Source organism: Nonomuraea sp. NPDC050202, assembly GCF_040656115.1.
Classification (GTDB): Bacteria; Actinomycetota; Actinomycetes; order Streptosporangiales; family Streptosporangiaceae; genus Nonomuraea.
In genome coordinates, this window is sequence record NZ_JBFALF010000002.1 from 878,216 (window position 1) to 902,082 (window position 23,867).

Consider the following 23,867-nt stretch of genomic DNA (forward strand, 5'->3'; position numbering starts at 1 on the left):
GCATGCTGTTCGACCGTGTTCTGATCGCCAACAGGGGCGAGATCGCCGTACGGATCGCGCGCACGCTGCGCGGGCTCGGCATCGCGTCCGTGGCCGTGCACACGCCGTCCGACGCGGGGGCCAGGCACGTCCGCGAGGCCGACCTCGCCCTTGAGGTGCCGAGATATCTGGACATCGAGGCCATCGCCGGCGCGGCGCTGGCCTCCGGGGCGCAGGCGGTGCATCCCGGCTACGGGTTCCTCGCCGAGAACGCCGCGTTCGCGCGGCGCTGCGCCGAGGCCGGGGTGGTGTTCGTCGGGCCGCCGGCCGCCGCCATCGACGCGATGGGCGACAAGATCCGCGCCAAGGCCACCGTGTCCGCCGCCGGGGTGCCCGTGGTGCCCGGCGCCACCGAGCCGGGGCTGGAGGAGTGGCGCGACTTCCCCGCCCTGATCAAGCCGTCCGCGGGCGGCGGGGGCAAGGGCATGGTGCTGGTCCGGTCGGCCGCCGAGCTGCCCGACGCCCTGGAGTCGGCGCGGCGTACGGCGCTGGCCGCGTTCGGTGACGGCACGCTGCTGATCGAGCGGTACGTCGAGAACCCCCGCCACATCGAGATCCAGATCCTCGCCGACACCCACGGCAACGTCGTCCACCTGGGTGAGCGCGAGTGCAGCCTCCAGCGCAGGCACCAGAAGATCATCGAGGAGGCGCCGTCGCCCTTCGTCTCCCCCGAGACGCGGGCCCGCATGGGCGCGGCGGCGGTGGAGGCCGCCCGCTCGGTCGGGTACGTGGGCGCCGGCACGGTCGAGTTCATCGTGGACGGCACCACCGGCGCCTACCACTTCATGGAGATGAACACCCGGCTGCAGGTCGAGCATCCGGTCACCGAGCTGGTGACCGGCCTGGACCTGGTGGAGCTGCAACTGCGGGTGGCGGCGGGGGAGCGGCTGCCGTTCGGGCAGGAGGACGTGCGGCTCGACGGCCACGCGGTGGAGGCCCGCGTGTACGCCGAGGATCCGGCGCGCGGCTTCCTGCCGACGGGCGGCCGGATCCTGACGCTGCGGGAACCCGGCGACGCGGGCCCTGGGCCGGTCTCCGGCGGCGGGGTGCCGAGCGGCGCGGTCTCCGGCGGCGGGGTGCCGAGCGGCCCGGTTTCCGGCGGCGGGATGCCGAGCGGGCCGGTCTCCGGTGGGAGGGCGGTCGTCCGGGTGGATTCCGGGCTGGTCGAGGGGGGCGTCGTCGGAAGCGAGTTCGACCCCATGCTGTCGAAGGTCGTCGCCTGGGCGCCGGACCGGGCCGCGGCGCTCAGGGCGCTGGACCGGGCGCTGGCCGGGACGGCGGTCCTCGGCGTGGTGACCAACATCCCGTTCCTGCGGGCCCTGGCCGCGCATCCGGCCGTCGTGGCGGGCGAGCTGGACACCGGCCTGGTCGAGCGCGTCCTGCCCGAGCTGGTGCCGGACGCGGCGCCGCCCGAGGAGGTCCAGGCCGCGGCGGCGCTGGTCTTCCACGCCATGCCGCAGGGCGACGACCCGTGGGAGGTCACCGACGGGTGGCGGATCGGGGAGCAGGCCTGGACGACGTGGCGGCTGGAGTCCCGGGACGGTGTGCACGCGATCCAGGTCCGCGGGCTGCCCGAGGAGTCCGCCGAAGTCCTGATGAATGGCGAAGCGGTGCGGGCGCGCATCCGGCCGGGCAGCGACCTGGCCGTCACGATCGGCGGGCGCACCACGCGTTACCTCTGGGTACGCGACGGTGACACCCTCTGGCTCGGCAGGGACGGCGCGTCCTGGCCGCTCACCCGGCACCTGATCGGCGACCCCGGCGACCGCGCGGGTGCCGCCTCGGCGGCCGACGGCGTGGTCAGGAGCCCCATGCCCGGCACCGTGCTGGTGGTCAAGGCGCAGCAGGGCGACCGGGTGAACGAGGGCCAGCCACTGCTCATCGTGGAGGCCATGAAGATGGAGCACACGGTCACGGCCCCGCGCGACGGCGTCGTCTCCGAGCTGTCCGTACGGGCCGGCCAGCCGGTCGACATGGACGCCGTCCTGGCCGTGGTCACCAGCGAGGAGGCGTGATGCCGTACCCCATGGAAGGTCTTCCGCACCAGGTCACGATCTACGAGGTCGGCCCGCGCGACGGCCTGCAGAACGAGTCCGCCGTCATCCCCGTCGAGGTGAAGGCCGAGCTCATCGACCGGCTCGCGGACGCGGGGCACAAGGTGATCGAGGCCACCAGCTTCGTGCACCCGAAGTGGGTGCCGCAGCTCGCCGACGCCGAGCAGCTCCTGACCAGGCTGCACAGGAAGCCGGGCGTGCGCTACCCCGTGCTCGTGCCGAACCTGCGCGGCCTCGACCGCGCCCTCGACCTGGGCGTGGACGAGATCGCCATCTTCGCCAGCGCCACCGAGACGTTCGCCGCCAAGAACCTGAACCGCAGCCTGGAGAGCCAGTTCGAGATGTTCGAGCCGGTCGTGGCCAGGGCGCTGGACAACGGGATCAAGGTGCGCGGCTACGTGTCGATGTGCTTCGGCGACCCCTGGGAGGGGCCCACGCCGATCGCGCAGGTCGTCACGGTCGGCGAGCGGCTGCTCGGGCTGGGCTGCTACGAGCTGTCGCTGGGCGACACGATCGGCGTCGGCACCCCGGGTCACGTCACGGCCCTGATCGAGGCCTTCCGCACGCCGGAGCGGCTGGCCGTGCACTTCCACGACACCTACGGACAGGCGCTGTCCAACACCCTGGCAGCGCTGAGATCGGGCGTCACCACCATCGACGCCTCCACGGGCGGTATCGGCGGCTGCCCGTACGCCGAGTCCGCCACCGGCAACCTGGCCACCGAGGACCTGGTCTGGATGCTGCGCGGCCTCGGTATCGAGACCGGCCTCGACCTGGGCAAGCTCGTGTCCACCAGCACCTGGCTGGCGGAGCTGCTCGGCAGGCCCAGCCCGTCCCGCGTCGTACAGGCGCTTTCGAAAGGCTGAGACATGCTCAACGACGAGTACGAAGAGCTGCGCAAGACGGTAGAGGCGTTCGCCCGTGAGGTGGTCGCGCCGGTGATCGGCGACTTCTACGAGCGAGAGGAGTTCCCGTACGACGTCGTGCGGCAGATGGGCGCGATGGGGCTGTTCGGCCTGCCGTTCCCCGAGGAGTACGGCGGGATGGGCGGCGACTACTTCGCCCTCTGCCTGGCCCTGGAGGAGCTGGCCAGGGTCGACTCCAGCGTGGCCATCACCCTGGAGGCGGCGGTGTCGCTGGGCGCGATGCCGATCTTCCGGTACGGCACCGAGGAACAGCGCAGGCAGTGGCTGCCCAGGCTGACCTCGGGGGAGCGGCTGGGCGCGTTCGGGCTCACCGAGCCGGGCGGCGGCTCCGACGTGCCGGGCGGGATGCGGACCACGGCCGTGCTCGACGGCCACGAATGGGTGATCAACGGGACGAAGGCGTTCATCACGAACTCCGGCACCGACATCACCGGCGTCGTCGGCGTGGCCGCGCTCACCGGCGAGCGGGAGATCTCCACGATCCTGGTGCCGAGCGGCACGCCCGGGTTCGCGGTGTCGAAGAAGTACTCCAAGGTCGGCTGGAACGCCTCCGACACCCGGGAGCTGTCGTTCACCGACTGCCGCGTCCCCGCCGGCAACCTGCTGGGCGAGCGCGGCCGCGGCTACGCCCAGTTCCTGCAGACCCTCGACGAGGGCCGCATCGCGATCGCGGCGCTCGGCGTGGGGCTGGCGCAGGGCTGCGTGGACGAGTGCCTGAAGTACGTCAGGGACCGCAGGGCGTTCGGCCATCCGATCGGCCACTACCAGGCCATCCAGTTCAAGATCGCCGACATGGAGGCCCGCACGCACACCGCCCGCCTGGCCTACTACCACGCGGCCGAGAAGATGGTGGCCGGGGCGCCGTTCAAGAAGGAGGCGGCGATCGCCAAGCTGGTCTCCTCGAACGCGGCGATGGACAACTCGCGGGAGGCGACGCAGATCTTCGGCGGGTACGGGTTCATGAACGAGTTCCCCGTCGGGCGTTTCTACCGCGACGCCAAGATCCTGGAGATCGGCGAGGGCACCAGCGAGGTGCAGCGGATGCTCATCGCGCGGCAACTCGGGCTGGGCGACCTGTGAACAGGTGTTTGCTAAATGCCCTCGCGACGATCTAGGGTCGTTGGTCATGACGGCTGACGATCTTCTCATCAGGAGGGCGGAGAAGTCGGACGCGGACGAGGTGTTCGCGCTGGCCCGCGAGTTCGGCCTGACGTTCAGGCCGGAGCGCGACGCCTTCGACGCCGCGCTGCCCGCGTTGCTCGCCAACGACGACGCCCTGCTGCTCACTGCCGTCGTGGGCGGGCGGGTGCACGGTTACCTGCTCGGGTTCGTGCATCTGACGCTGTTCGCGAACGGGCCGGTCGCCTGGGTCGAGGAGGCCATGGTCCAGTCGGGGTCGCGTCGGCAGGGGATCGGGCGGGCGCTGCTGGAGGAGTTCGAGCGGTGGGCCCGGTCGCGCGAGGCCGGGTACGTGGCGATGGCGACGCGGCGGGCGCCGGAGTTCTACCATGCGCTGGGGTACGAGGCGTCGGCCACGTTCTTCCGCAAGGTCCTGCGCTGAGCCCTCCCGCGAGGTCCTGCCTCGACCCTTTCACGAGGCCCTGCGCTGAGCCCCTGCGCTGAGCCCCTGCGCTGAGCCCCCGCGCACGAGTCCTCCGCTGAGCGCGTACAGCGGGGGCTGGCGGATGTTTCTGTCTCAGGCGGATGGCATCCTTGGGGCGTGAGTATCCATGCCGTGAGCCCTCTGTTCGTCGGGCGTGCCCGCGAGCTCGCCGCTCTCGGTGACGGCCTGGCCCGATCGCGGGCCGGGGCGTCGTCCACCGTGCTGGTGGGCGGTGAGGCCGGGGTCGGCAAGACGCGGCTGGTCAAGGAGTTCGTCGACCACCGGGCAGGCGACGCCCTGGTGCTCGTCGGCGGCTGCCTGGAGCTGGGCACGGAGGGCCTGCCGTTCGCGCCGTTCACCGCCGTGCTGCGCGGTCTGGTGCGCGAGCTGGGCCGCGACGCGGTGGCCGCGCTCGTGCCCGGCGGCAACGCGCGGGCCCTGGGGCGGCTGCTGCCCGAGTTCGGGGAGCCGGGCAAAGACGGGCCCGAGGCCAGGGCGCGGCTGTTCGAGCAGGTGCTCGGGCTGCTGGAGCGGCTGGCCGAGGAGCGGCCCGTGGTGCTGATCGTGGAGGACGCCCACTGGGCCGACCGCTCCACCCGCGACCTGCTGACGTTCCTCGTGCGCTACCAGCGCACGGCGGCCCGCCTGCTCATCGTGGTGACGTACCGCACCGACGAGCTGCACCGCAACCACCCGCTGCGGCCGCTGCTCGCCGAGCTGGGCCGGGTCGAGTGGGTGACCAGGGCCGAGCTGCGCAGGCTCACCCGCAGGGAGGCCGTCGCGCTGGCGGCCGGGATCCTGGAGCGGGAGCCGTCCCCCGCCGACATGGACCTCATCTACGCGCGCAGCGAGGGCAACCCGCTGTTCGTCGAGGCGCTGCTCAACGAGTGCGGCGGCGGCGAGGCGCTGCCCGAGTCGCTGCGCGACCTGCTGCTGGCCAGCGTCGAGCGGCTGCCGGAGGAGACGCAGGAGCTGCTGCGCGTGGCCAGCGCCGGCGGCCAGCGCATCGAGCACGCCCTGCTCAGCGCCGTCGCCGGGCTCGACGAGGGCGCGCTGTCGCGCGCCCTGCGGCCCGCCGTGGCGGGCAACGTGCTGGTGGTCGACGGCGAGGGTTACAGCTTCCGCCACGCGCTCATCCGCGAGGCGCTCCACGACGACCTGCTGCCCGGCGAGCACGTCCGCCTGCACACCCGCTACGCCGAGGCGCTGGAGCGCGACCTGTCGATCCTGCCCGCCCCGCGCGGCGCGATCGAGCTGGCCCACCACTGGCACTCCGCCCACGACTCCACCTGGGCGCTGACCAGCGCCTGGCACGCCGCCGCCGCGGCCCGCAAGTCCACCGCCTACGACGAGCAGCTCCGCATGCTGTCCCGCGTGCTGGAGCTGTGGGACCAGGTGCCCGACGCGGCCGAGCGCATCGGCGCCGACCGCATCGACGTGCTCAGGCAGACGGCCACGGTCGCGCACCTGTCCGGCGAGTACGAGCGCAGCATCGCCATGGCCAGCGCCGCGCTCGACGAGCTCGACCACTGCGTCGACCCGATCAGGGCGGCCATGCTGCTGCGCCAGCGCGGCCTGACCCGCTACGACCTGAGCCGCCCCGGCCACCTCGAGGACCTGCGCGCGGCCGCCGCTCTCGTGCCCGCCGACCAGCTCAAGCTCCGCGGCCAGGTGCTGGAGAGCCTGTCACGCATGCTCCACCGGCCGGAGGACCGGCAGGAGCGGCAGGCCACGGCCCGGCACGCCATGGAGATCGGCCACGAGGTCGGCGACGCCAACGTCGAGGCGCACGCGATGATCAGCCTCACCTGGGGCCACTCCTGCTACTCCGACATGGACTCCCAGCTCGCCGCGTTCGCCGAGGCGCGCCGCATCGCCTCCCGCGACGAGGCGTACAACGCGCTGATGCGGTGCGCGATCTCCGAGTCCGACGCCCTGGAGGGCGCCGGCATGCACGAGCGGGCCGCGCGGGTCGCCCGCGAGGGGGTCGAGGAGGCCCGCCAGTACGGCCTGGCCCGCACGTCGGGCACGTTCCTGTCGATCAACCTGGCCGAGCCGCTGGTGTCGCTCGGCCGCTGGGACGAGGCGCTCCAGGTGGTCGAGCACGCGCTCGAACTGGCGCCGCCCGCCCCCTACCGGGCCAGTCTGCAGGGCTTCGCCACCGACATCGCGCTGGCGCGCGGGCAGTTCGACAGGGCGGAGAAGCTGCTGGAGGCGTCGCGGAGCGTGCTGTCACGGGGCAACTACCGGGACCAGACGACGCTGCCCCACCTGTGCAGGGAGATCCGGCTGCTGCAGGCGCGGGGGCAGCTCGACCAGGCCGTGGAGACGGCGGCGCGCGCCCTGGACGAGCGCGACCTGGTGAGCAACCCGCGTTACTCCTGGCCGGTGCTGGTGGCCGTCGCGCAGCTCGTCTGGGCCGTGGTGCCGTCGCCGCGGCTCCTGGACGCCACGGCGGGCCTCGCCGAGACCGGTCCGGGGGAGCCCGCGGAGTTCACGGAGCCGAGGGCGGTGGAGCTCGGGGCGGTCGCGCGGCTCGCGTTGTCGCTGCTGCCGCGGCTGCGGGCGCTCGGCGGGGAGCTGCTGGCCGAGGGCGATCTGCAGCAGGCGCACCGGCTCACGTTCGGCGCGCTGACCGGGCCCGAGGCGCCGCTGGAGCACGCCGCCGAGGCGGTCGCCTGGCGGCTCAAGGCGTGGGACCTGGCGGTGGGGGCGTGGGAGGCGCTGCGGGAGCCGTACGCCGAGGCGCTCTGCCTGATGTCCGCGGCGCGGGCGGCGCTCGCGTCCGGCGACCGGCAGGGGGCGGCGGCCCGGATCACCCGCTCCCGCGACCTGGCCCGCGAGCTCGGCGCCACGCCGCTGCTGGAGCAGCTCGACGCCTTCACGCGGCGGGCCAGGATCGGCGGCGGCTCGGAGGAGCCCGCCGGCGGGCAGCCGCTCGGGCTCACGGCTCGCGAGCTGGAGGTGCTGCGGGAGGTGACGAGCGGGCGGAGCAACCGCGAGATCGCCGAGGAGCTGGTCATCTCGGTCAAGACGGTGAGCGTGCACGTGTCCAACATCCTGGCCAAGCTGGGAGCGGCCACGCGCGGCGAGGCGGCGGCCACGGCCCACCGCATGCGCCTGTTCGACTGACGCCCGCTGCGACGTGGCGGGTGCCAGGACGCGTCACCGCGGCTTGTAGTGGGAGAACACCTCCCGCACCTCCTGGGGCGAGCAGGCGAGCGCGCTCTCGTCGGGCTCGGCGCCCGTGACGTGGGGCAGGTGCACGACGAGGTCGTAGGCGTCCAGCGGGCTCACGGGGGGAGTGGAACGAGCCGAAACCGGCGCGCTGGACGGTGGCGGCGCGGACGGCGTCCTTCGTCCCGTGAGCGCGATCTTCTTCCCGACGGAGGAGCCCGGGGAGGGCGGCGTCAGGCGGTGAGCTGGGCTTCCAGGCGGTAGCCGTCCACCGTGACGTACACCTGGTCGCCCGGGCGGGCGTTCAGGCGCATGAGGACGGGCTGCAGCGAGTCGAAGACCGGCTGGTGACCCTGCCAGACCAGGACGATCGCGTTGTCGCCCGGACCCGTCACCGACAGCAGGGTGCCGGGGCGCATGCCGAGCTGCGCCGCGTACCCCTCGGGCACCGCCACCGGGCCGCCCCTGAGGTGCTCGGGCGTGACCTCGATGCGCTGCCAGCGGCGCGGGTCGGAGGACGGGCTCGGCAGCGGCGGAGGAGGCGTGGACGGGGTGCCCGCCAGGCCGCCGGCGGGCAGCATCGACGAGCGGCCGCCCGACAGCGCCGACAGCGTGGCGAGCGCGGCGGAGGGGTCGATGGATCCGGCCGTCGCCGCTGGGATGGGCTGGCCGCCGCGGTGGTGGTGGCCGTTGGCGCCGGGCGTGCGGCGGGGGAGGGGCTGAGCCGGCGACGGGGCGGCGGACACCTGGTCGGGCCCCGTCTCGGGAGGCAGCGCATCGAGCCAGGCCTTGGCCGAGTGGGCGCGGATGCCCAGCTCGCTCATGAGCTCCACGACGTCGGCGTCGGGCGAGCTGGAGGCCAGGAGCTGCCTCGTACGGGCCTGCAGGCCGTGGATGTCGCCCACGACGAGCCAGCCGTCCTGGAGGCGGCGGTCCGGCATCAGCGTCACCAGCACCCGCCACAGCGGCGTGCGCAACGAGGGGACCATTACCGGGTGGGCCGGGTCCGCACCGATGAGCTGATCCTCGGTGGCCGCGGCGCCCAGCCACTCGGTCAGGCGGAACATGTGGCCGGTGACCGGCGCGGACTCGGAGGAGCGCAGCCACTGCAGGACGCGTTCCTCGGCGGTGCGCTGGGCCTGGGAGAGCGCCTCCCGCTCCACCAGCATCTTGTGGGCGAGCGTACGCAGGCTGACCGGGTCCTCGGCGAACAGCCGGTGCACGGCGACGGCCAGCTCCAGCTTGTCCAGGCTGCGGAAGAGGCTGTCCACGACCCGGACCATCGCATGGTCGGTGTCCGAGGGGACGGGGGTGGAGTAGCCCTTGGCGGGGTCGGCGCCGCCGGGGAGGGGTGGGATCGAGCCGGCCGGGGTGGCTCCGGGCGCGCCGGGAAGCGGGGAGGCGCCGGGACGGGAGCCTGGGACGCCGGTGGCGGAACCTGGCGCGCCGGCGTTCGAGCCGGGAGCTGCGGCGCCCGGAGTGCTGGGGACGGAGCCGGGCGTGCCGGGCGCGCCCGGGACGGGGCCGGGCGTGCCGGGACGGGGCGGGAGGGCGCTCGGGTCCTGGCGTCCGGACTGCGGGCCCGTGGGGCGCTGCGGGAGGCGTTCCTGTTGGCCGGGGGCCGGGCGCTGCGGGAGGCCGCCCTCGCCGGCGAACCCCTGGCGCGGCCCGCCCGGGGATTGCGCGGGGAACGAGCCCGTCTCGCGCGCCCCCGGCGTGCCGTCGGCCGCGGGGAAGGGGCCTGTGTTGCGTTCGCCGGGCACTGCGGGGAACGAGCCGGTCTGGCGCTCGCCGGGTACGGCGGGGAAGGAGCCGGTCTGGCGGGACCCGGGCGTGCCGTCGGCCGCGGGCTGCTCGGGGAAGGAGCCCGGCCGGCGCTCGGGGGTCTGCGGCCCGCCGGGGAAGGAGCCCGGCTGGCGTTCCGAGGGCTGTTGCGGTGCGCCGGGGAAGGACCCGGGCGTCGCGTCGGCGGCCGGCGCGGCCGGGAAGGAGCCGCTCTGGCGCTCCCCAGGTACGGCGGGGAAGGAACCCGTCTGGCGCTCGCCGGGCACCGCCGGGAAGGAGCCGGTCTGGCGTTCACCGGGCACCGACGGGGAAGAACCCGTCTGCCGCTCGCCGGGTACGGCGGGGAAGGAGCCCGTCTGGCGTGCCCCGGGGCCGCTGTCGGCGGCGGTGGGAAGCGGGAAGGAGCCGGTCTGGCGCGGCCCGGCCGCCGGCGAGGGCTGCGCGGCGAACGAGCCCGTACCGGCGGAGGAGGCGGGCGCCTGGCCCCGCTGGAGCGGCCGGGTGACCTCCGGATGGCCTGCCTGGGCGGCGGCGACGGGAACCTCGCGCTGGGCCGGGATGCGGCCGAGGATCTCGCGGAAGACGGACCCGATCACGGCCTCGGGCGTGGCCGACGGGGTTGTCAGGTCGCTGGGCGACAGGCGGCGCAGCCGCTGCCAGCCGCCGAGGCCGGTGATCGCCGTACGGGTGGCCTCGGGCCAGCCCGGCAGCGCGGGATCGATGTGGTGAACCGTCAGGGCGGGCAGCAGGTCGGCCAGCGGCAGGTGGTCCCAGCGGGAGGAGGCCAGCCGGGCCAGCCGGTCACAGATCCAGTCGAGCCCCGCCGTGCCGAGCGCCTTGGACAGCGCGAGAGAGGACCACCACCCCGCGGGCAGGCGCGGATCCCCCAGCGCCTCGGCCACCTGCTGCGGGCGGCTCCAACGCAGCGCAGGGACTAGGTCGCTCAGGCAGATCGATGACTCGACTTCCATCGGCGGACCTTATCCTCCCCAGTGAGCCGCGTGGTGCTGCCCGTAACGCATGTGGCTAATGGTGCAGCCTACGCGGCAAGCTATCAATCAGTGTGAATAGGGTAAAGACGGTTCAGATCCAAACCGTACCGTGGACGGCCGCCCACCTGGGCCACACATTCCGCACCAGCACGGCAACCGGCCTGCAAGGCGGCCTGTTCGTCGGCGCCGAGCAGTTTCGCGGCGAGGACCCCGGCGGCGAACGCGTCACCCGCCCCCGTGGAGTCGACGACCTCGGCGGACACCCCCTCAGTGGTCGCCACCACCTCGCCGTCCACGGCGGCCAGCGCGCCCTGTGCGCCCAGCTTCACCACCGCTGTGCCATATCTCTCACTCAAGTGTACGGCCGCCTGCTCCGCCGTCCGGGCACCGCTGAGGAGGAGGGCCTCGTCGAGGTTCGGGATGATCAGGCCGGCGGGCGCGGTCTCGCGGGTGAAACGTTCAACGCCGAAGTCGCGCAGCGGGCCCGTGGAGGCCGGGTCGAGGCTGATCGCGACGCCGGCCGCCGCCGCGTCCGCCATGGCCCGCCTGGCCAGGCCCAGCCCGGCCTCGGCGAACAGGATGTAGCCCGACAGGTGCAGCCGCGTCACGCCGTCGAGCAGGGCCGGGTCCCAGTCGGCCGCCGAGATCAGGCCGCCGGCACCGCGGTTGGTGAGCATCGAGCGCTCACCGCTGCGATCCACCATCGCGATCACGACGGCCGTGGGACGGTCGGGATCCACCGCCACGTGCGGGTGCACGCCCGTCTTGACCAGCTCGGTGGTGTGCCATTCGCTGCTGTCGTAGCCGAGCCTGGCCAGCAGGTGCACCTCGGCGCCCAGGCGGGCGGCCCAGGCGGCGGTGTTCGCGCCGGAGCCGCCCGGGCGCAGCACGATGTCGGCCGCCGTGTCGGTGCCGGCCCGCACCGGGGAGCCGTGCAACGCCACCACATCGGTGACGACGTCCCCGATGATCAGGAGGGCGTTGCCGGTCACGGTCTGGCCCAGGCGACGGCGATCCGGGCCGCCAGGGCGGTGTTGCCGCGCACGGCGGCCAGGTTGGCCTCCAGCGAGGCGCCGGCGGTGCCGTTCACCAGGTAGCCGAGCAGGAACGGGGTGATCGCCTGCCCCTTGACGCCCTCGCGCTCGGCGGCGGCCAGCGCCTCGCCGAGCACGCGGTCGTGCAGCTCCGGGTCGAGCTGCTGGTCCTCGGGGACCGGATTGGCCACGATCAGCGCGGTCTCGGGGCCGCCGAGGACGTCCTGGCCGCGCATGATGGCCGCGGCCTCGTCGGGCGACTCGATCCGCCAGTCGATCGGCTGGCCGGAGGAGTGCAGGTAGAAGCCGGGGAAGGTGTCCGTGCCGAACCCCACCACGCTCACGCCGCGCGTCTCCAGCCGCTGCAGCGTCGCCGGCACGTCGAGGATCGACTTCACGCCCGCGCAGACGACGGTGATCCGCGTGCGGGCGAGCGTGTCGAGGTCGGCGGACTCGTCCTGGTCCTCGGCCCAGCCGCGGTGCACGCCGCCGAGACCGCCGGTGGCGAAGACCCGGATCCCGGCGCGCGCGGCCAGGAACGACGTGGCCGACACCGTGGTCGCGCCGCTCGCCTTCAGCGCCGCCGCCAGGGGCAGGTCGCGCTGGCCCAGCTTGCGCAGCCCGGGCTCGGACGCGATGCGCTCCAGCTCCACCTCGTCCAGGCCGATGCGGGGCACGCCGTCCAGGACGGCGATCGTGGCCGGTACGGCGCCCGCCGCCCGTACGACTCCCTCCAGTTCCCGCGCCACCTCCAGGTTGCGCGGCTGCGGCAGCCCGTGGGAGATGATCGTGGACTCCAGCGCCACGACCGGCGCGCCCGCCGCAAGGGCCTCGGCGACCTCGTCGGACGGCTGCAGGATGGAGTCGGTGGTGCTGCGCATGGTGAGTTTCATGCTCCTTGAGTGGTCCTGGGGCTGCCTACGGGGAACGACCGCTTTCGCGGTATTTGTTCCAAATGGAGCAGGGTACGGGCCCCTGGCCCGGCCGTCCACTCCGAGGATCACACGAGGAGCGCGACCCCGGCCAGGGATGTGGCCGCGATGATCGCCGTGGCGATGCCGCCGAGCAGCGCCGCCCGGCCGCCCCGCAGGAGTCCGCGCACGTCGATGCCGGTGCCGAGGCCGAACAGGGCGGCGGCCATGAGCACGTTCGTCACGCCGGGGAGCGCGCCGGTGACCGCCGCGGGCACCAGCCCGATGCTCCGCACGGCCACCATCGCCAGGAACGCGGCCACGAACAGCGGCACCACCGGCGGCCTCCGCCCACCCTCCCGCCGCTCCGGTCCGGCCGCCCCCGCCGCGGCCGGATCATCCGGGCCCGCCGTCCGCGTGGCGTTCTGGGCGGATCGCTCGCGGTATGTCTTCAGTGCCACGATCGGGGCCAGGAGGACGACGCGGCCCAGTTTGACCGTCACGGCGGTGGCCAGCACGCCCGAGGCGGCGCCGATCGCGGCCACCTGTGCCACCTCGTGCACGGCCGCGCCCGTCCACACGCCGAGCTGGGCCGGCGACAGGTCCATGAGGCCCGCCAGCAGGGGGATCAGGGCGATGGCCGCGCTCCCGTACAGGACCACGACGCCGAGCGCGCTCGCGGCGGCCTCGTCCTCGTCGGGCAGGTCCGTGCTCTCGCGCATCGCGGCGATGGCGGCGGCGCCGCAGATGGCCACGCCCGTGGCGATGAGCAGGGACGTGCCGCGGCTCAGGCCCAGCCTGCGCCCGATCGGCGGCGTCACGGCGAACGTCACCCCGGTCGCCACCGCCACGACGGCCAGGCTCTGCCAGCCGAGCGCCAGCACCTGAGGCACGGCGATCTGCAGGCCCAGCAGGGCGATCGCCACCCGGAGCACCCGCCTGGACACGAACGCGAGCCCTGGCCTCAGCCGGTCGCCGACGCCCACCACGCTCGCCACGGCCGCTCCGGCCGCGACGGCGACGACCGCCGGGGTGAGGGCCGGGACGAGCCGGTTGACGAGCGTCGCGAACGCCACCGCCACGGCCGCCGCGGCCACCCCCGGCCACAGCAGACCGATCCGCGCCGTCGCACGCCCCATCCACCGGCCACCCGCCTCACCGAAGGCGCTCCACCGGGAGCCGGGCTCGGCGAGGCGCGCCGACCAGGAGCGGCGCCCCGATCGAGGCGCCGGTGCTTCGCGGCGCGTTCCCCGGGGCGGCCCGTCCGGGCGCGGCCGGTGACCCCGCACCAGGCGTGGCCGGGTCCGCTGCAGGGGATCGCGGGCGGCGGGGTCGCGCGGGGTGGTGAGCATGATCCCAGTCTTCGGCGCGGGAGGGACGCCCGGTAGCCATGCCTTGCCTGGGAGGCCATAGCCTGAGGCTATGAGTGCGCTGCCGGATCTCGACTCGCTCAAGCTCCTCGTCGACGTCGGCGAGCTGGGCAGCCTCGGGCGGGCGGCCAGGGCGGCCGGGATCGCGCAGCCGTCCGCCAGCAAGCGGATCGCCCTGCTCGAACGCCGTCTCGGCCTTCCCCTGCTCGAACGCACCCCCCGCGGCTCCACGCTCACCGCCGAGGGCAAGATGGTGGCCGGCTGGGCCACGCAGGTGCTCGCGGCGGCCCAGGAGCTCATGCGCGCCGCCCAGGCCGTACGTCTCAGCGAGGCCGCTCATCTGCGGGTGGCGTCGAGCATGACGGTGGCCGAGTACCTCGTGCCGCGCTGGCTCGGCGAGTTGCAGCACCGGGAGCCCGAGGTCCAGGTGGGGCTGGACGTGGTCAATTCCGCCGACGTCGCGGCCCGGGTGCTGGCCGGGGAGGTGGAGCTGGGGTTCGTCGAGGGGCCGAGCGTGCCGGACGGACTGGCCGTGCGGGTCGTCGGGACCGACCGGCTCGTGGTCGTGGTGGCGCCCGAGCATCCGTGGGCGCGCCGCCGCACCGTGCTCAGGGGGCCGGAACTGGCCGCCACGCCGCTCGTCGTGCGGGAGACCGGCTCCGGTACGCGGGAGACGCTCGACGTGGCGTTCGCCGCGATGCATCGGGCCAGCCCGCGGCTGGAGCTGGGATCGAACTCGGCGGTGAAGGGGGCGGCGCAGGCCGGCGTGGCGCCGGCGGTGCTGAGCGGGTACGCGGTGGAGTCCGACGTGGCGACGGGGCGGCTGGTGGAGGTGCCGCTCACGGGGGTCAACCTGGTCCGCAGCCTGCGCGCGGTGTGGCGCCGAGGCCGCCCGCTGACCGGCCCCGCGGCGACCCTTCTGGCCATCGCGACCCGCCCCTGACCGGCTGACGACCCCGCCGCCGGTGCGGTGCTCCTGAGCGAGGTGGGCGCGGGCCGGTGAGGTGCGGCGCGTCGGCGGGTGGGGTTTGTGGGTGCGGCGCGTTGTGGGTGCGGCGCGTTGGGGGTGGGGCGCTTGGATGGGTGGGGCGCTCGGATGGGTGGGGCGCGTTGACGGGTGGGGCGGGGCGGGTCGTAGGGTGCGAAGGTGGCTTCGTATGACGTGGTCGTGGCAGGGGGCGGGCACAACGGGCTGGTCGCGGCGGCGTACCTCGCCGGGGCCGGGCGGCGGGTGCTCGTGCTGGAGCGATACGCGCACGTGGGCGGCCTGGCGGTCTCCGCGCGGGCGTTCCCCGGCGTGGACGTGCGCCTGTCACGGTACTCCTACCTGGTGAGCCTGCTGCCCACCCGGATCGTCCGCGACCTGGGGCTGGACCTGGAGCTGCGCCGCCGCCGGTACGCCTCCTACACCCCCAAGGGCGACACGGGCCTGCTCGTCGACAACGAGGACGACCTGCGTACGGCGGCCTCGTTCAGGAACGTCACGGGCGGCGAGGCCGACCACGAGGCGTGGCGGCGGTTCTACGGCATGACCGCCGAGGTGGCGCGCGCCCTCGCCCCCACGCTGCTCGAACCCCTGCGGCCGCAGGCCGAGATCGAGCGCCTGGTCGGGCAGGAGGCGTGGCGCGACCTGTTCGCGCGGCCGATCGGGGAGACGGTGGACGAGCGGTTCCGCGACGACACCGTGCGCGGCGTCGTGCTGACCGACGCGCTGATCGGCACGTTCGCCGACCCGGCCACCGACCTGCTGGCCAACCGGTGCTTCCTCTACCACGTGATCGGCGACGGCACCGGCGACTGGAACGTCCCGGTCGGCGGCATGGGCGCGGTCTCCGGCGCGCTGGAGGCGGCGGCCAGGCGGGCGGGCGCCGAGATCAGGACCGGGGCCGAGATCGTCGGCATCTCGCCGTCGGGCGAGGTGACGTTCGTGGCGGACGACGGCGAGCACACCGTGAGCGGCGGGCACGTGCTGGTGAACCTGCCACCGGCCGTGCTCGACCGGGTGATGGGGCGGCCGGAGGCGGTGCTGCCCGAGGGGGCGCAGCTCAAGGTCAACATGGTGCTCACGCGGCTGCCCCGGCTCAAGGACGCCGCCGTGGATCCGCGGGCGGCCTTCAGCGGGACGTTCCACATCAACGAGGGACGCGATCAGCTCGTGGCGGCGTACGAGCAGGCGGCGCGCGGCGAGATCCCCGAGCTGCCGCCCGCCGAGGTCTACTGCCACTCGCTGACCGACGCGTCCATCCTCGGGCCCGACCTGCGTGGCAGTGCCGAGACGATGACGCTGTTCGGCCTGCACATGCCTGCCCGGCTCTTCCGGAAAGATCCGGAGAAGGCGAGGAAGCTGGCCCTGGACGCCACCTTCGCCTCCATCAACGCGGTCCTCGCCGAGCCCATCGAGGACTGCCTGCTCACCGCCCCCGACGGCACCCCGTGCGTCGAGGTCAAGACCCCGGTGGACCTCGAACGGGACGCCGGGCTGCCCGGCGGTCACATCTTCCACACCGACCTGAGCTGGCCGTACGCCGAGGACGGCGGGTGGGGCGTGGAGACCGAGCACGAGCGCATCCTGATGTGCGGCGCGGGCGCCCGCAGGGGCGGCGGCGTCAGCGGCATCGGCGGCCACAACGCCGCCATGGCGCTCCTGCGTTAGCCCGACGCTCAGTCGGTGACGAGCTTGGCGGCCACCTCCAGGGCCACGTCCGCCCGCTCGCCCTCGTCCAGGTCCATGTCGAACAGGAACGGCGCGCTCCCGAGTATCACCGCGAACACCGCCAGCCTGGCCTCGAACTGCTTGACCGCGCTCGCCCCCGGCACGGCCAGCACCGACAGCATGCCGACGATCCGGCTCCGCATGCGCTCCCCGGCCACGTTGTGCTGCATGACGCCCTGATTCACCTGGGCGAACCTGAACATAGGCCGCCACTGATCCTCCATCAGCCCCGACATGCGCCGCAGGATCTCCCGGCGTGACTCGGCCGTCCTCGGCTGCTCCCCGGCCCAGGCCATCAGCTCGTCGATCGAGTCGCACAGCCGGTCCACCACGCTGGCGAGGATGTCCTCCTTCGTGCGGAAGTGGTAGTAGAGCGCCGGCCTGGTGATCTCCAGCCGCTCGGCCACCTCCTGCAGCGAGGTCTTGTCGTATCCGCGCTCGGCGAACAACTCCAGCGCCACCTGCTGGATCCGCTCACGTGTGTCCGTCCGCCGGCCCGCCATTCCGCTCCCATCACTTGACGGCCCATCGCATCATTGCTTACTTTCGCGTAAGTAAGCAATGCGATCGGCTTCTTGGGGGCAACACTATGGCGCATTCCTTCCCGGTTCCGCGTACCTGCCCGTTCGCGCCGCCGCCCGAGTACGAGCGGATGCGCGAGCAGGCCCCGCTCGTCAGGGCCTCACTCCCCAACGGGGACGTCTGGCTCGTCACCCGGCACGCCGAGGCCCAGCGAGTGCTCGCCGGCAGCGGCATCAGCACCAGCCCGGCCACGCCCGGCCATCCCAACACCGCCCTCCACACCGCGCCGCCGCCGTCGCCCGAGGAGGCGGCGGCCATGGAGAAGTTCCTGGCCGGTCACTTCATCGACCTCGACCCGCCCGAGCACACCAGGTTCCGGCGGCTGCTCATCCCCGAGTTCACCGTCAGGCGGATCAGGGACCTGCGGCCGGGGATCCAGGCGCTGGTCGACCGGCTCATCGACGACATGGTCGCGCAGGGCTCCGAGGCGGAGCTGGTCGAGGCGTTCGGGCTCGCGCTGCCCTCGCTGGTGATCTGCCAGCTCCTCGGGGTCCCGTACGCCGACCGCGAGTTCTTCCAGGCGCGAACCCGCGAGATGCTCAGCTCCGACGGGGACTTCCACACGCCGGCGTTCGCGATCAGGGACTACCTCGACGGGCTCGTCACGGACGCCGAGAAGGCCCCGCAGGACGACCTCCTGGGCCGGCTGATCACCGGCGGGCGGCTCACGCACGACGAGCTGGTGGGCGTGATGTTCCTGCTGCTCGTCGCCGGCCACGAGACCACCGCCAACATGATCCCACTGGCCACGCTCACCCTCCTGCGCCACCCGGACCAGCTCGCCGCGCTGCGCGAGAACCCCGACCGCTGGCCCATGGCGGTCGATGAGCTGCTGCGTTACCACTCGATCGTGGACTGGGTGGCCTTCGACCGGGTCGCCGTCGAGGACCAGGAGATCGGCGGTCAGCTCGTCAGGAAGGGCGAGGGCATCTTCGTGCTCGGCGCCTCGGCCAACCGCGACGCGCGGGCGTTCGAGCGGCCCGACGACTTCGACGTCGAGCGCGGCGCCCGCCACCACGTGGCCTTCGGGTACGGCGTGCACCAGTGCCTGGGCCAGAACCTGGCGCGCGCCGAGCTGGAGATCGCGCTGCGCACGCTGTTCGAGCGCCTGCCCGGCCTGCGGGTGACGGTGGCCGATGAGGAGCTGCCCGCCAAGTACGATGGACCCATCTTCGGGCTCACTTCGATGCCCGTCGCGTGGTGATCCTCATAAGACCTCTGTGAGGTCGTTCATCACGTTTTCATGATGAGCCCCTAGCGTTTGTAAGCATGAGTGAGCCCGCACGGTTGCTGGTAGTGGACGACGAGCCCGCGTTGCGCGAGGCTCTGCAGTCGAGCCTGGAGTTCGAGGGCTACAAGGTCGTCACCGCCAACGACGGGCAACAGGCGCTCGACGCCCTGGCGGCGGAGCCGTACGACGCGGTGCTGCTCGATGTCATGATGCCCAGGCTCGACGGGCTGACCGCGTGCCGCAGGCTGCGCGGGTCCGGCAACCACGTCCCGGTGCTCATGCTCACGGCCCGCGACGCGGTCGGCGACCGGGTCTCCGGGCTCGACGCGGGGGCCGACGACTACCTGGTCAAGCCGTTCGAGCTGGACGAGCTGCTGGCCAGGGTGCGGGCCCTGCTGCGGCGCGGCGCGCTCAGCACGGGCACGGCCGAGGGCGACACGCTCTCGTACGGCGACCTGCGCATGGACCCGGCGACCAGGGAGGTCACCCGCGGCGACCGCAGGCTCGACCTGACCAGGACCGAGTACCTGCTGATGGAGCTGTTCCTGGCGCACCCGCGCCAGGTGCTGACCAGGGACCAGATCCTCAGCGAGGTGTGGGGCTTCGACTTCGAGCCGACGTCCAACTCGCTCGACGTGTACGTGATGTACCTGCGGCGCAAGACCGAGGCCGGGGGCGAGCCGCGCGTGATCCACACCGTGCGCGGGGTGGGTTATGTGCTCAGGACCACGCCGTGAACGGCGGCGGGCTGGGTGAGCGCCTGCGCGGCCTGGCCACCCGCGGCACCCTGCGCACGCGGCTGACGCTCCTGGTGACGGTGGCAGTGGCGCTGGCCATCGCGATGTGCGCGGGCGCGTCGTACTTCATCCTGCAGACCCGGCTCATCGGCAACTTCGACCAGAGCATCCTGGAGTCGGTGCGAGGGGGCGACAAGGGGTTCCTGGAGCGCAACTGCACGCCGGAGGGCGCGCGGGGCCCGTTCGTCGACGGCCTGGCGACTTTACTGTACGCCGACAGCACCACCTGCTCGATCGGCCCGTCGCCCATCGTGCCCGACTACGAGAAAGACGCGCAGGCCTTCGAGCCGTGCGAGCCCGTCTACCGCTACGGGACGACGCGCGACGGCAAGGACGTGCGCGTGGTGACGATCAACTTCAAGCCCGGCGTGGCGGTCATGGAGGCCAGGCCTGTCGGGTACATCCAGCGCACGTTGCGTAACGCCGGGATCATGCTCGTGGGCATCTCCGTGCTCGGCGTGCTCGGCGCGGCCATGGCCGGGCTCGCGATCTCCCGCTCCGCCCTGCGCCCGGTCGGCGACCTGACCAGGGCGGTCGAGCACATCGCGCAGACCGAGGACCTCGACACGCGCATCCCCGTCCACGGCAACGACGAGATCGCCCGCCTGTCCTCCTCGTTCAACGCCATGACCGCCGCCCTGGCAGGCTCCAGGGAGCGCCAGAAACAGCTCGTCGCCGACGCCGGCCACGAGCTGCGAACCCCGCTCACCACCCTGCGCACCAACATCGACCTGCTGCTGCGCAGCGAGCAGACCGGCCGCAGCCTCGACCCCGGCGCCAAGGAGCGCCTGCTGGTCAACGTGAAGGCGCAGTTCGCCGAGCTGTCCACGCTGGTGGCCGACCTGCTCCAGCTCGCCAGGGGCGACACCGACCACGAGCCGCACGTCGAGCTGGGCCTGCACGAGGTGGCCACGGCCGCCGTCGAGCGTGCCAGGCTGCGCGGCGCCGAGGTCGTCACCGACCTGCGCCCCTGGTACGTCGTGGGCAGCGCCACCTCGCTGGAACGTGCCGTGCTGAACCTCATCGACAACGCCGCCAAGTTCAGTCCGCCGGGCGCCCAGGTCGAGGTGAACCTGCGCGACGGCCGCCTGACCGTGCGCGACCACGGCCCCGGGCTGCCCGAGGAGGAGCTGCCGCACGTCTTCGAGCGGTTCTGGCGCTCCCCGTCGGCGCGCGGCCTGCCCGGCTCCGGGCTGGGGCTGGCGATCGTGGCGCAGGCCGTCACGGAGGCGGGCGGCACCGTGAGCCTGGAGAACGCCCCGGACGGCGGAGCCATCGCCACCATGGAGCTGCCGGGAACTCTCATCCGTAACTCAGAATCGGATAAGTCGCCTTAAAGACCCCAAATGTGTCCTTAGCTGCATGGAAACCACAGCAGTGCGGACCCGCCTGGTCGAGGTGGTCGTCCCGGTCCACAACGAGCAGCGGGCGTTGCGGGCCGGCATCCCGGCTGCAGACCTACCTCACCAGGAACTTCCCCTACGGCTTCCGCATCACGATCGCCGACAACGCCAGCACGGACGACACCTGGCAGCTCGCCACCGAGCTGGCCAGGGAGCTGCCGAACGTCCGGGCCGTGCACCTGGACGAGAAGGGCCGCGGGCGGGCCCTGCGCAGGGTGTGGTCGCAGAGCGAGGCCGACATCGTCAGCTACATGGACGTGGACCTGTCCACCGACCTCGACGCGTTCCTGCCGCTGGTGGCGCCGCTGCTGTCCGGCCACAGCGACCTGGCCATCGGCACCCGCCTGGCCCGCGCGGCGCGGGTGGAGCGGGGGCCCAAGCGGGAGTTCATCTCCCGCTCGTACAACCTGCTGCTCCGCTTCGGCATGGGCGCCGGGTTCTCGGACGCGCAGTGCGGCTTCAAGGCCGCCCGTACGGAGATCGCCCAGGCTCTGCTGCCCGGTGTCGAGGACGAGCAGTGGTTCTTCGACACCGAGCTGCTGCTCCTGGCCGAGCGCCACGGCCTGCGCATCCACGAGGTGCCCGTGGACTGGGTGGACGACCCGGACAGCCGGGTGGAGATCGTCCAGACCGCCCTCGACGACCTGCGCGGCCTGGTGCGGGTCGGGCGCAGGGCCCTGTCCGGCGCCGCCCGCATCCCCGTGCCCGCCAGGGTCGAGCGGGCCGAGCTGCCGAAGGGCATGGCCAGGCAGCTTCCGCGGTTCGCGGTCGTGGGGGTGATCAGCACGCTGGCGTACCTGCTGCTGTACTCGCTGCTGCGCCAGGTCGTGCCGCCCCTCGCGGCCAACGCGGTCGCGCTGCTGGTCACCGCCGTGGCCAACACCGCGGCGAACCGCCGCTTCACCTTCGGCGTCAGGGGCTCGGGCGGGGCCGTGCGGCACCAGTTCGAAGGGCTGATCGCGTTCCTCGTCGGGCTGGCGCTCACTTCGGGCAGCCTCTCCCTGCTGCCCGCCGGGGTCTCCCACGCGGTGGAGCTGATCGCGGTCATCGTCGCCAACGCGGCGGCCACGCTCGTACGCTTCCTGCTGCTGCGCGCGTGGGTCTTCAACCCCGAGCGGAGGGCCACCCGATGACCGCCACCGCCGTCAGGCCCGGGCACCGGGCCGCCGGCAAGCGCGGCGCGCTCGCCCGTGCCCTCCTCGGCGCCGAGGACGACCCGCGCTGGTCGCGGCCCGCGCTGTGGGCGGTGCTCGCCGTGGCGTTCGTCCTGTACGCGTGGGCGCTGAGCGGCAACGCCAACGAGTACTACGCCGCCGCCATCCTGTCGGGCACCCGGAGCTGGAAGGCGTTCTTCTTCGGCGCGATCGACGCCGGCTCCTTCATCACCGTGGACAAGCCGCCGCTGGCGCTGTGGGTGATGGGGCTGTCGGCGCGGATCTTCGGCTACGGCACCTGGAGCATGCTGCTCCCGCAGGCGTTCGCCGGGGTGGCCGCCGTCGGCCTGGTGCACTCGGCCGTGCGCCGCGCCTTCGCCGCCTCGCCTGGCTCACGGCCTGCCGGGGGCCACCTCGCCGCGCTGATCGCCGCCGTCGTCATGACGCTCACGCCGATCACCGTGGCGATCAACCGGGACAACAACCCCGACACCGTGCTCGTGCTGCTGCTGGTGCTGTCGGCCTGGTTCTGCCTGGAGGCGCTGCGGACGGGGCGGCTGGGGCCGCTGCTGCTGGCGGCGTTCTTCGTGGGGCTCGGGTTCAACGCCAAGATGTTGCAGGCGTACCTGGTGGTGCCGGCGTTCGCGCTGGCTTACCTGGTGTGCGCCGGGGTGCCGTGGCTGAAGCGGGTGGGGCACCTGCTGGCGGCCGGGGTCGTGCTGGTGGTGTCCAGCGCCTGGTGGATGGTGGTCACCGACCTGTGGCCCGAGGACTCCCGCCCCTACATCGGCGGCTCCACCGACAACACCGTCCGGGACCTGGTGATCGGCTACAACGGCCTCGGCCGCGTCTTCGGCCAGGGCCGGGGCGGCGGTGGCGGTGGCTTCGGCGGGGAGCCCGGGGCCGGGCGGCTGTTCAACGACATCCTGGCGGGGCAGATCTCGTGGCTGTTGCCGTTCTGCGTGGTGACGCTGGCGTTCGCGATCCTGCCGCGGGTGCGGCGCCTGCACGCGGACGGCGGGCCGGCGGCGGCGGCCTGGCTGGTGTGGGGCGGGTGGCTGGTCGTGCACTACGCGGTGTTCAGCTTCTCCAGCGGCACCTTCCACCCGTACTACACCACCGCCCTGGCTCCCGCGGTGGCCGCGCTGGCCGGGACGGGGTTCGTGGTGATGTGGCAGGCGTACCGGCGGTCGCGGGCGTGGGCCTGGGTGCTGCCGCTGGCGGTGGCGCTGACCGGGGGCTGGTCGTTCGTGGTGCTGCGCCGCACGCCCGACTGGCTGCCGTGGCTGCCCTGGGTCGTGCTCGGGGCGAGCCTGGTGGCCGTGGTGGTGCTCGTGCTGGCCAGGGTGCGGGCCCGGGTGACGGCGCGGTTCGCGGCGGTCGCGCTGGCGGCCGCGGTGGTCGCCGGGCTCGCCGGGCCCGCCGCGTACGCGGTGACGCCCCTGCAGTCCCCGATCAACGGGACGAACCCGACCGCCGGCCCCTCGTCGGGACGGACGGGCCTCGGCGGGCCCGGAGGCACGCCAGGACGGATGCCGGGCGACGGACAGCTCCCGGGCGGCGGGAACCAGCCGGGCGACGGACAGCTCGCGGACAGCGCGGACCAGCCGGGCGACGGACAGCTCCCCGACAGCGCGGACCAGCCGGGCGGCGACCCGCAGAACGGGCGGACGGCGGCCGGAGGGCGAGGCAGCGGCCGGTCCGGCCTCATGGGGCGGGGCGGTCCCGGCGGCGGCGTCAGCGACGCGATGGCCGCGTATCTGGTCGCCCACCAGGGGAGCGCGACGTGGCTGGTCGCGGTGGGCAGCGCGCAGCAGGCGTCCGGCCTCATCCTGTCCACCGGCAAGCCCGTGATCGCCATGGGCGGCTTCACCGGCAGCGACCCCGCCATGACCGTGGACCGGCTCCGGTCGCTGGTCTCCTCGGGACAGCTCAGGTACGTCATGCCGGGCAGCGGTGGCGGGCCCGGCCGGGGCAACTCGGAGGTGACGAGCTGGGTGCAGCAGAACTGCACGGCCGTGGACGGCCAGGACGGGCTCTACGACTGCGCGGCGTAGGCGAGGGCGGGGCGCTGCCGCGGCGGCGCCCCGCCGGGA

18 protein-coding genes are annotated in these 23,867 nt (G+C 73.6%); 12 read left to right on the top strand and 6 right to left on the bottom strand.

The features are described 5' to 3' along the window. The first annotated feature begins 2 nt into the window (after nt 1-2). From AB0I79_RS09310 to AB0I79_RS09330, 5 genes are all read left to right on the top strand, one after another. Nucleotides 3-2,054 carry a biotin carboxylase N-terminal domain-containing protein gene (locus AB0I79_RS09310; RefSeq protein WP_357869241.1) on the top strand — a complete coding sequence of 684 codons (2,052 nt, stop codon included), beginning with the start codon at nt 3-5 and terminating at the stop codon, nt 2,052-2,054. Continuing rightward, nucleotides 2,054-2,959 (top strand): hydroxymethylglutaryl-CoA lyase, encoded by a 906-nt coding sequence (locus tag AB0I79_RS09315; protein ID WP_357869243.1) that lies wholly within the window; start codon nt 2,054-2,056, stop codon nt 2,957-2,959. Before AB0I79_RS09310 ends, AB0I79_RS09315 begins: the two co-directional genes overlap by 1 nt. 3 nt (nt 2,960-2,962) lie before the next feature. Continuing rightward, nucleotides 2,963-4,099 (top strand): acyl-CoA dehydrogenase family protein, encoded by a 1,137-nt coding sequence (locus AB0I79_RS09320; protein ID WP_357869246.1) that lies wholly within the window; start codon nt 2,963-2,965, stop codon nt 4,097-4,099. 46 nt (nt 4,100-4,145) lie between these two features. Next, nucleotides 4,146-4,580 (top strand): GNAT family N-acetyltransferase, encoded by a 435-nt coding sequence (locus AB0I79_RS09325; RefSeq protein ID WP_357869248.1) that lies wholly within the window; start codon nt 4,146-4,148, stop codon nt 4,578-4,580. A gap of 174 nt (nt 4,581-4,754) precedes the next feature. Further along, nucleotides 4,755-7,754 carry an AAA family ATPase gene (locus AB0I79_RS09330; RefSeq protein WP_357869251.1) on the top strand — a complete coding sequence of 1,000 codons (3,000 nt, stop codon included), beginning with the start codon at nt 4,755-4,757 and terminating at the stop codon, nt 7,752-7,754. 33 nt (nt 7,755-7,787) lie between these two features. Here the strand turns inward: AB0I79_RS09330 and AB0I79_RS09335 are convergent, their stop codons facing one another. From AB0I79_RS09335 to AB0I79_RS09355, 5 genes are all read right to left on the bottom strand, one after another. Further along, the gene (locus tag AB0I79_RS09335; protein ID WP_357869254.1) at nt 7,788-7,919 is read right to left on the bottom strand and encodes a hypothetical protein; all 132 of its coding nucleotides are present in this window, start codon (nt 7,917-7,919) and stop codon (nt 7,788-7,790) included. Nucleotides 7,920-8,032: 113 nt separating this feature from the next. Continuing rightward, on the bottom strand, nt 8,033-10,555 hold the full coding sequence (locus AB0I79_RS09340; RefSeq protein ID WP_357869255.1) for a hypothetical protein: 2,523 nt from the start codon (nt 10,553-10,555) through the stop codon (nt 8,033-8,035). A gap of 83 nt (nt 10,556-10,638) precedes the next feature. Beyond that, on the bottom strand, nt 10,639-11,568 hold the full coding sequence (locus tag AB0I79_RS09345; RefSeq protein WP_357869257.1) for a PfkB family carbohydrate kinase: 930 nt from the start codon (nt 11,566-11,568) through the stop codon (nt 10,639-10,641). Then, complete coding sequence (locus AB0I79_RS09350; protein ID WP_357869259.1) at nt 11,565-12,503, bottom strand: pseudouridine-5'-phosphate glycosidase; 939 nt, start codon at nt 12,501-12,503, stop codon at nt 11,565-11,567. Before AB0I79_RS09350 ends, AB0I79_RS09345 begins: the two co-directional genes overlap by 4 nt. A 107-nt stretch (nt 12,504-12,610) precedes the next feature. Next, a complete protein-coding gene (locus AB0I79_RS09355) occupies nt 12,611-13,873 on the bottom strand; it encodes a putative sulfate exporter family transporter (protein WP_357869261.1) in 1,263 nt (420 codons plus the stop codon). A gap of 70 nt (nt 13,874-13,943) precedes the next feature. On the opposite strand from AB0I79_RS09355, the gene AB0I79_RS09360 reads away from it, so the two are divergent. Both AB0I79_RS09360 and AB0I79_RS09365 read left to right on the top strand, forming a co-directional pair. Continuing rightward, nucleotides 13,944-14,834, top strand: coding sequence for a LysR family transcriptional regulator (locus AB0I79_RS09360; RefSeq protein ID WP_357869264.1), 891 nt, complete (start codon nt 13,944-13,946; stop codon nt 14,832-14,834). 204 nt (nt 14,835-15,038) lie between these two features. Next, complete coding sequence (locus tag AB0I79_RS09365; protein WP_357869267.1) at nt 15,039-16,544, top strand: NAD(P)/FAD-dependent oxidoreductase; 1,506 nt, start codon at nt 15,039-15,041, stop codon at nt 16,542-16,544. A gap of 8 nt (nt 16,545-16,552) precedes the next feature. On the opposite strand, the gene AB0I79_RS09370 is transcribed toward AB0I79_RS09365, so the two are convergent. Beyond that, nucleotides 16,553-17,107, bottom strand: a complete 555-nt coding sequence (locus AB0I79_RS09370) for a helix-turn-helix domain-containing protein (protein WP_357869269.1) — start codon at nt 17,105-17,107, stop codon at nt 16,553-16,555. Nucleotides 17,108-17,193: 86 nt separating this feature from the next. Here AB0I79_RS09370 and AB0I79_RS09375 point away from each other — a divergent pair, with 86 nt between their 5' ends. The 5 genes from AB0I79_RS09375 (at nt 17,194) to AB0I79_RS09395 (ending at nt 23,828) form a co-directional block, all read left to right on the top strand. Then, nucleotides 17,194-18,390: a cytochrome P450 gene (locus AB0I79_RS09375; protein ID WP_357869272.1), complete on the top strand. Its 1,197-nt coding sequence runs from the start codon at nt 17,194-17,196 to the stop codon at nt 18,388-18,390. Between the two features lie 65 nt (nt 18,391-18,455). Continuing rightward, the gene (locus tag AB0I79_RS09380; protein WP_357869275.1) at nt 18,456-19,154 is read left to right on the top strand and encodes a response regulator transcription factor; all 699 of its coding nucleotides are present in this window, start codon (nt 18,456-18,458) and stop codon (nt 19,152-19,154) included. Continuing rightward, entirely contained in the window at nt 19,151-20,551 is a 1,401-nt protein-coding gene (locus AB0I79_RS09385) for a HAMP domain-containing sensor histidine kinase (RefSeq protein ID WP_357869277.1), read from the top strand. The genes AB0I79_RS09380 and AB0I79_RS09385 overlap by 4 nt, the downstream gene beginning before the upstream one ends. An 11-nt stretch (nt 20,552-20,562) precedes the next feature. Continuing rightward, the gene (locus AB0I79_RS09390) at nt 20,563-21,750 is read left to right on the top strand and encodes a glycosyltransferase (protein WP_357869280.1); all 1,188 of its coding nucleotides are present in this window, start codon (nt 20,563-20,565) and stop codon (nt 21,748-21,750) included. Then, complete coding sequence (locus AB0I79_RS09395; protein ID WP_357869283.1) at nt 21,747-23,828, top strand: glycosyltransferase family 39 protein; 2,082 nt, start codon at nt 21,747-21,749, stop codon at nt 23,826-23,828. Before AB0I79_RS09390 ends, AB0I79_RS09395 begins: the two co-directional genes overlap by 4 nt. The last annotated feature ends 39 nt before the right edge of the window (nt 23,829-23,867 follow it).

Coding starts and splice junctions, on each gene's coding strand:
- AB0I79_RS09340 (WP_357869255.1), bottom strand. CDS start 10,555: ATGGAAGTCGAGTCATCGATCTGCCTGAGCGACCTAGTCCCTGCGCTG.
- AB0I79_RS09360 (WP_357869264.1), top strand. CDS start 13,944: ATGAGTGCGCTGCCGGATCTCGACTCGCTCAAGCTCCTCGTCGACGTC.
- AB0I79_RS09350 (WP_357869259.1), bottom strand. CDS start 12,503: ATGAAACTCACCATGCGCAGCACCACCGACTCCATCCTGCAGCCGTCC.
- AB0I79_RS09370 (WP_357869269.1), bottom strand. CDS start 17,107: ATGGCGGGCCGGCGGACGGACACACGTGAGCGGATCCAGCAGGTGGCG.
- AB0I79_RS09325 (WP_357869248.1), top strand. CDS start 4,146: ATGACGGCTGACGATCTTCTCATCAGGAGGGCGGAGAAGTCGGACGCG.
- AB0I79_RS09380 (WP_357869275.1), top strand. CDS start 18,456: ATGAGTGAGCCCGCACGGTTGCTGGTAGTGGACGACGAGCCCGCGTTG.
- AB0I79_RS09320 (WP_357869246.1), top strand. CDS start 2,963: ATGCTCAACGACGAGTACGAAGAGCTGCGCAAGACGGTAGAGGCGTTC.
- AB0I79_RS09375 (WP_357869272.1), top strand. CDS start 17,194: ATGGCGCATTCCTTCCCGGTTCCGCGTACCTGCCCGTTCGCGCCGCCG.
- AB0I79_RS09395 (WP_357869283.1), top strand. CDS start 21,747: ATGACCGCCACCGCCGTCAGGCCCGGGCACCGGGCCGCCGGCAAGCGC.
- AB0I79_RS09355 (WP_357869261.1), bottom strand. CDS start 13,873: ATGCTCACCACCCCGCGCGACCCCGCCGCCCGCGATCCCCTGCAGCGG.
- AB0I79_RS09310 (WP_357869241.1), top strand. CDS start 3: ATGCTGTTCGACCGTGTTCTGATCGCCAACAGGGGCGAGATCGCCGTA.
- AB0I79_RS09315 (WP_357869243.1), top strand. CDS start 2,054: ATGCCGTACCCCATGGAAGGTCTTCCGCACCAGGTCACGATCTACGAG.